Source organism: Pseudoalteromonas lipolytica (assembly GCF_001306915.1).
Lineage (GTDB): Bacteria > Pseudomonadota > Gammaproteobacteria > Enterobacterales > Alteromonadaceae > Pseudoalteromonas > Pseudoalteromonas simplex.
Genome location: NZ_LJTC01000041.1, coordinates 1 through 672, shown reverse-complemented (window position 1 = coordinate 672; position 672 = coordinate 1). Strand labels below are relative to the sequence as shown.

1 protein-coding gene is annotated in these 672 nt (G+C 66.5%); it reads left to right on the top strand.

Annotation, left to right across the window (positions count from 1 at the left end):
• The coding region (gene thrC, locus AOG27_RS21390) for a threonine synthase (protein ID WP_082389340.1) at positions 1–672 on the top strand (672 nt) is incomplete at both ends.

Genomic DNA, 672 nt, shown 5'->3' with positions numbered 1-672 from the left:
GCCTTCAAGGACGTGGCGCTGCAGCTGCTGGGCCGCATCCTCGACCACTTCCTGAAGAAGCGCGGCGAGCGGGCGGTGATCATGGGGGCGACCTCCGGCGACACCGGCTCGGCCGCCATCGAGGGCTGCCGCCACTGCGACAACCTCGACATCTTCATCCTCCACCCCCACAACCGGGTCTCGGAGGTACAGCGCCGCCAGATGACCACGGTGCTGGCGGACAACGTCTTCAACGTCGCCATCGAGGGCAACTTCGACGACGCCCAGGCGATGGTCAAGGCGAGCTTCGCCGACCAGTCCTTCCTGAATGGCACCTGCCTGGTGGCGGTCAACTCCATCAACTGGGCGCGCATCATGGCCCAGATCGTCTACTACGTGGCCTCCGCCGTGGCGCTGGGCGCGCCGCAGCGCGAGGTGAGCTTCTGCGTGCCCTCGGCCAACTTCGGCAACGTCTTCGCCGGCTACATGGCCTACCGCATGGGGCTGCCGGTGGAGCGCTTCGTCATCGCCACCAACGCCAACGACATCCTGCACCGCACCCTGGCAGCCAACGACTTCTCGAAGCAGGAGCTCAAGGCGACTCTGGCGCCCTCCATGGATATCGTGGTGTCGTCCAACTTCGAGCGGCTGCTGTTCGAGGCCTACGAGCGTGACGGCGCCGCCGTGGCCGAA